We start from the raw sequence: 6,591 nt of genomic DNA, 5'->3' as shown, positions 1-6,591 counted from the left end.
TTTGAGCAAAATAGTCATAGCCTTTTGAGTTTAGTTTTAAAGCAGTTCTACTATATTATTCAAATTTATTAAGTTAAAAGATTTCAATAAAGATAATTTTCAATTTTTTAAGATTTTTTATTACTTTTTACCACGTATAATTTCTGTAATTTCATCATAATCTTGATTATTTATCTCAACACTTTCTTTATATTCCAAATCTGAAATTTTATAAAAATCTTTAGAATCTTTTAGAAAAAAAACATCCTCTAAGTCAAATTCTAAAAAAATCTCTCCTAAAGTTTGAAAATATATTCCCATACTTCCTGAAGGTAAAAAGCAACAACAATCTATTTGAGTATATCCTCTTTCTTTATCAAAGTTATTGAAAATTTTTCCTGCGTGTATTGCATTTACTTTTTTATTAACATCTATACCTATACTGTATGCTGTTAATCCTGTTATTGTTAATAAAGAAGACTTTAAATAAAAACTTCTAGTTTGATGCTGGTTTAACATTTTTTTTAAAGTTTCAGGTAATTGATTGTATGTGCTATCCAATGTATCTAAAACCGTAGTATAAGTTCTTAAAAACATTTTATCACCTATAATAACTGGAACACTACTAAAACATTCCATTAAATCTAATTCAAAATCATCAGGATCTTCTGATTGTAATCGTAATTTTATTTTCATTTTGACTATCTCCTATATTTTAATATTTTTCTTATAAATTCAAGTTGCTTAAAATCCAATTTCTTCTTAAAAAAATTCCTCATATATTTTTAAATTTCGTCGTATTACTATGACACACTCAATCAAAAAATACTTATCAAAAATATTTAATAATTCAATGAAATTTATTTAAACCAAACTCAAAAAAAGGTAGAAAATTTTTCCACCCTTTTTATTTTTTCTTATAATGAGAACCGCATTGCAAAAACCAGATTTCACCATTTTCTATTTTATAAACAATTCTATTTCCTTCATTAATTCTCCTGCTCCAGTAGCCAGACAGTTCATGCTTCAAGCCTTCAGGTTTTCCGATACCAGCATATCCATTTCTATCAATGTCTTTTATAAGTTCCGATATTTTTTTGAAAACTTTCTTATCATTTTTCTGCCAAAAAAGAAAATCTTCCCATGCTTCATCAGACCATCTTTTTACCATTACAGCACCTCGTGAACTGTTCCACCAGTTTTTTCAATTTGTTCCTTTGCTTTTAGAAGTCTTGTAATATTTTCTTCACTGTAGAAATAATCGTCTTTTTCTGACAAGTCAATTTCCAGTTTTCTCTCTCTAACCAATTTTTTGGCTGCCATTGTAAAAAAAACAGGTAGTGTTATTCCCAATTCTTCGCATACATTTTCCAAATCAAATTTTAAATTATCATCTAATTTAAATGCATAAGTTGTTTTACTCATTTTTATCACCCCTATACATAAATATATATAACTATTATAGCATAAAAATCATAAGAAATAAAACTTTTGTTATATAAATAACAGTAAAACTACTTAACCTCCACCTTTTCTCCACGCACAGGAAAAATTGCACTCAATAGCGACTTTGTGTATGGATGTTTTGCTTTTTCAGAAATTTGTCCGCCTTCTATTACTTCCACCACATCTCCGTGGTACATTACTACGATTTCGTGTGCAAAAGACTCTATTAGTGCAATGTCGTGACATATAAAAATCATTGTTATGTTTTTTTCTTTTTGTAATTTTACAAGAAGTTCCACTATGTTTTTTTGAATGGAAACATCAAGTGCGGAAGTTGCCTCATCGCATATAAGTATCTCTGGCTCAAGCGAAATTGCTCTTGCGATTCCAAGCCTTTGTCTTTGTCCACCACTCATATTTTGAGGATACTTTGTTACAAATTCTTCGGGCAAGTCAACCATTTTAAGAAGTTCTACAGCTTTTTGCTTTCTTTCCGATCTTTTTAGTCTACCATAATTCATTAATGGCTCTGTGAGAATTTGCATAACGTTCATTTTTGGATTAAAAGCTGACCATGGATCTTGAAAGACTATCTGGATATTTTGTCTATTTTCCCAAACTTCCTGTTTTGTAAACTTGCTTATATCTCTTCCGTGATACAAAATCTCTCCAGAAGTTGGCTTTTCCAAGTCCATAAGCATATTTACAAGTGTTGTTTTCCCTGATCCTGATTCTCCAACAATTCCCAAAGTTTTTCCTTTATGAATTTTTAAATTTACGTTGTTACAAGCCACTACTTTTTTATCATTTGATTTTTCATAAATTTTTGTAAGGTTTTTTGTTTCAAGAATTACATCATTAATATTAGACAAGCCTTTCACCTCCAATTTCAGGCACAGCTTCAAGCAATTTTTTAGTATATTCACTTTTTGGATTTTCTATAACTTCGTTTTTATTACCTGCATCAACGATTTTTCCATTCTGCATAACAATTATTTTATCTGAAATATATGCAGCAACTCCAAGATTATGAGTTACCATTATAATAGAAGTGTCAAATTTTTTTCTGAGATCCATTATTTCCTTTACTATCTGAGCCTGTGTTATAACATCTAATGCACTTGTAGGCTCATCTGCCAGAATAATTTTAGGATGAAAAGTAAGTGCCATTGCTATTCCTACACGCTGTTTCATTCCACCTGACAGTTGGTGCGGATAGCTTTTCATAATGATTTCGGGATCTGGTAAGTTTACTTTGGAAAACATATCTTTTGCTTTTTCTTCAGCTTCTTTTGTTGACATTTTGGAATGTGTCTGAATGTATTCAACGAACTGTTTTCCTATTTTTCTTATTGGATTAAGAGTTCCTCCTGAATCCTGTGAAATCATTGTTATTTCAGTCCCTCGCAGTTCCCTCCATTGATTAAGGCTTTTATTTAGCATTGACTCTCCATTATAAATTATATCGCCTGATATTATTTTCCCTCCATTTGGCAATAATCCCAAAATAGAAGAAAGAACGGTAGATTTTCCACTACCGCTTTCTCCAACTATTGTTATTATTTCACCTTTTTTCAATGAAAGAGAAAAATTTTCAACTACTGGAGGTTTATCCCCATACTGAATTGTCAAATCTTTTATCTCCAACATAAATTCTCCTTAATTAGTTTTTGCTACATCTTTTGTTATCCAGTAATAGTCCATTGGATACATTTTAAGACCTGTTACTACTTTATTACTGTAAAGGAATGTAGTTTCATACCCAAAGAATAATGTAGCTGCATCGTTCATTACTAATTGCTGTATTTTAATTATCAAGTCTCTTCTTTTCGCTTTGTCAAATTCTTTTGATAATTCGTCCATTAGTTTGTCAACTTCAGGGTTTGAATATCCTGTTTTATTTGTTTCTGCTTTACTGTACCAGTTTTCATTTAAATATTTTTCAGGATCTCCTGTATTTGCAGCAAGCACGTTCCAAATCAACATATCAAAGTTTGAATCATCTCTCATACTCAAAACTGTTTCATAGCTTACAGGTTTTAACGTAACTTTTATTCCAATTTCTTTCATATCAGTCTGAAGTGCCTGAGCATAAATTCCTAATTCTTCTCTACTTGTATAAATTACAAAGTTCAAGTCAAGTTTCGATCCATCAGGACGTTCCAAATATCCGTCTCCATCCACATCTTTATAACCTGCATCAGCTAATAATTTTTTAGCACTTTCACGGTTATAGGCATTTTCATCCTTTAATTCATTAAATCCGTAGTCCAATGTTGGAGGTATTGGTGCTTTTCCTGGAGTTGCTCCACCTTGTAATAAGTTTTGTGTATAGTTTTCTCTATTTGCACCTCTTATTATTGCTTCTCTTAATACTTTATCTTTAAGTCCTTTAGTTTGATTCATAAAGGCATAAGTTGATCTTAATGATTTCAATTCATTTATTACAATATTTTTATCCCCTTCAAAATCAGCCTTATTAGTAACTTTCAAGTTGTACGCTACATCAATTTCTCCTGATTTTAACGACAATGCTCTTGTATTTTGATCATTTATATCTTTAAACGTTACTTTTGCCAATTTTGCTTTTCCATTCCAGTACTTTTCATTTCTTACAACAACTGTCTGTTCACCAGGCTTAAATTCTTGCACAACAAACGGTCCTGTTGATATTGGTCCTTTTTGAGCAAATTCATCTGTATTAACTGATGTGTCAACTATTAAGAACAACGGATCTGCCAATGATTCAGGCAATATTGCTACAGGCTCTTTTGTTTTTATTTTCAATTCTTGTCCATTGGCTTCTATTGAAGTATATTTAAAGAATGATTCTGCTCTTTTATTTTTAGCAAATACTCTTTCTATTGATTTTTTTACTGCTTCTGCTGTCAATGGATGTCCATTTGAGAAAGTTACTCCATCTCTTATTTTAAAAGTCCACTCTAATTTATCATTACTTAATTTCCAGCTTTCAGCAAGTAATGGTTGCAAGTTACCCTTTTCATCAAAAATTGTCAAGTTCTCTCCAACACCATAACGAGTTACAACCCAGCTAAAATACTGATCTGTAGGCTCAAGCGTATCTGCAAACGAAGTTACTCCAACTACAAGTTCATCTGGATTAGTTTTACTTTTTGTAGAACTACCTTTTCCCCCACATGCCACAAGCAGCATCAATACTGCTAAAATTAAAATTAAAAATTTACTTTTACGATTTTTCAACATTCTTTTCTCCCTATATATTTTATTTTTTGTTACCATATTTTTTATAAATTATTCATTTTTTATATCAACTACATCTCTTACTGAATCTCCCAGCATATTGAATATAACTACAACTACTACTATTGCTAATCCTGGATACAGCATTACCCACGGAGCTCTACTAAGTGCTGATCTTCCTTCATTTAACATTGCTCCCCATTCTGGAGTTGGTGGCTGTGCTCCAAATCCTAAAAATGAAAGTGCAGCTATTTCCAGCATTAGTGTTCCCATATCCGAAACTGCTGTTACTATCATTGTTGTAATCATATTTGGAATTATGTATTTAAATATTATTGAATAATCCTTACTTCCTGTTATTTTTGCAGCTTCTACATAAAGTTCCTGCTTTATTTTCAGTACCATACTTCTTGCAAGCCTTGCATATTTTGTCCAAGTAACAGCGGCTATTGCAATAATCGAATTTTTAACGCTTGGATTCAAAAGCCCTGCTATCGCTATAGCAAGAATAAGTCCAGGAAACGCAATCATCATATCCCCTATTCTCATTATGACTGTATCCACAATCCCACCAAAATATCCTGCAATTACTCCTAATATTGTTCCTACTGCAAATATTACAAACATTAACGTTAAAGTCATAAATATAGAATATCTTGAGCCATATATAATTCTTGAAAATAAATCTCTTCCAAGATGATCGGTTCCAAAAATAAATCGATTTGATGGTCTTTGTAAACTTGGTCCTAATTGTTTAAAAGGATCTTTTGGAACTATAACTGGTGCAAAAATTGCGATTAATACCACAATAATAGCCAATACCAAAAATATTTTCAGTTGAGTATCTTTTCCTATAAATTTTAATTTTTTCAATTTATTCAAACCTAAATTACCTCCTCAACTCTCGCATCCAAATATTTGTATGAAATATCAACTGTAATATTTACTAGTAAATATAAAAATGCAATTATAAGAACATAAGATTGAACTAATGGATAATCCTGTGATTTTATAGCAGCTACTGCCATTCTTCCCATTCCTGGCCAGTTATAAACTATCTCTACAACTGCTGTTCCTCCCAGAAGGCTTCCTAATGAAAGTCCAAGTAATGTTATTATTGGAAGCATTGCATTAGGCAGTACATGTTTCCATAAAATATCTCTTTCTTTTATTCCTCTCATTCTAGCCCCTGTCACATAACTTTTTCCAAGTTCTTCAAGGAATATATGTCTTATTTGACGTATATACTTAGCTGACATTGCTATCGCTATTGTAAATGCAGGTAAAATCATTGAACCAAAATCAGCATTTCCGCCTGAAACTGATACCAATCCTAGTTGCACTCCAAAAATGCTCAAAAATACTAGCCCTAGCCAGAAACTAGGTACAGACATTCCCATAAATGTTATCATTCTTATCAAATAATCTTGCCATTTGTTTTCTTTTACTGCCGCAAGTATTCCAAGCGGTATCGACATTGCACACATCATAAAAAGAGACAGAAAAGATAATGACAATGTAGGTATAAATGCCTGAGCAATTTTTTGAATTACAGGTATTCTTAATGAATACGACTTTCCAAAGTTCCCTTGCAGCACTCCAAACAGCCATTTCCAGTATTGAATGTAGAAAGGCTGATTAAGCCCAAGTTCCGCCCTTGTTTGAGCCAAAAGTTCAGGCGTCGGAATATGTCCGCATTCTGTCAGCATTACTTGTGCAGGGTCTCCTGGAGAAATATACATAAGACAGAAAGTAAAAAAACTTATTCCAAAAAGTACAATTAATATTTGTGTAGCATATTTTACTATTTTTTTATTCTTCGTCATTGTTCTAAATTCGTGATACTTATCACTTCCTCCTTTAAAAATACGACTTTTTTATTAAAATCGTTATACTTTTTTCGATTTACTAGTTTAATAAATAAAGAAATTTAAATTATATTTT

General features: G+C 31.4%; 8 protein-coding genes. All 8 read right to left on the bottom strand.

Features of this window, described 5'->3' with window-relative positions:
• Nucleotides 1-120 precede the first annotated feature (120 nt).
• Nucleotides 121-675 carry a hypothetical protein gene (locus Q0370_RS08275; protein ID WP_299574509.1) on the bottom strand — a complete coding sequence of 185 codons (555 nt, stop codon included), beginning with the start codon at nucleotides 673-675 and terminating at the stop codon, nucleotides 121-123.
• 211 nt (nucleotides 676-886) lie between these two features.
• Entirely contained in the window at nucleotides 887-1,150 is a 264-nt protein-coding gene (locus tag Q0370_RS08270) for a Txe/YoeB family addiction module toxin (protein WP_299574507.1), read from the bottom strand.
• Nucleotides 1,150-1,404: a type II toxin-antitoxin system RelB/DinJ family antitoxin gene (locus tag Q0370_RS08265; RefSeq protein ID WP_012806209.1), complete on the bottom strand. Its 255-nt coding sequence runs from the start codon at nucleotides 1,402-1,404 to the stop codon at nucleotides 1,150-1,152. Before Q0370_RS08265 ends, Q0370_RS08270 begins: the two co-directional genes overlap by 1 nt.
• 89 nt (nucleotides 1,405-1,493) lie before the next feature.
• Nucleotides 1,494-2,351 carry an ABC transporter ATP-binding protein gene (locus tag Q0370_RS08260; RefSeq protein ID WP_367270881.1) on the bottom strand — a complete coding sequence of 286 codons (858 nt, stop codon included), beginning with the start codon at nucleotides 2,349-2,351 and terminating at the stop codon, nucleotides 1,494-1,496.
• Nucleotides 2,290-3,075 (bottom strand): ABC transporter ATP-binding protein, encoded by a 786-nt coding sequence (locus tag Q0370_RS08255; protein ID WP_299574499.1) that lies wholly within the window; start codon nucleotides 3,073-3,075, stop codon nucleotides 2,290-2,292. Before Q0370_RS08255 ends, Q0370_RS08260 begins: the two co-directional genes overlap by 62 nt.
• A 9-nt stretch (nucleotides 3,076-3,084) precedes the next feature.
• On the bottom strand, nucleotides 3,085-4,650 hold the full coding sequence (locus Q0370_RS08250) for an ABC transporter substrate-binding protein (RefSeq protein ID WP_299574497.1): 1,566 nt from the start codon (nucleotides 4,648-4,650) through the stop codon (nucleotides 3,085-3,087).
• 48 nt (nucleotides 4,651-4,698) lie between these two features.
• On the bottom strand, nucleotides 4,699-5,520 hold the full coding sequence (gene nikC / locus Q0370_RS08245; RefSeq protein WP_299574511.1) for a nickel transporter permease: 822 nt from the start codon (nucleotides 5,518-5,520) through the stop codon (nucleotides 4,699-4,701).
• Between the two features lie 11 nt (nucleotides 5,521-5,531).
• Nucleotides 5,532-6,473, bottom strand: coding sequence for a nickel ABC transporter permease (nikB, locus tag Q0370_RS08240; protein ID WP_299574495.1), 942 nt, complete (start codon nucleotides 6,471-6,473; stop codon nucleotides 5,532-5,534).
• Nucleotides 6,474-6,591: the final 118 nt, after the last annotated feature.

The organism is uncultured Leptotrichia sp., from assembly GCF_938036635.1.
Classification (GTDB): Bacteria; Fusobacteriota; Fusobacteriia; order Fusobacteriales; family Leptotrichiaceae; genus Leptotrichia; species Leptotrichia hongkongensis.
This window is presented reverse-complemented; position numbering and strand designations above follow the sequence as displayed.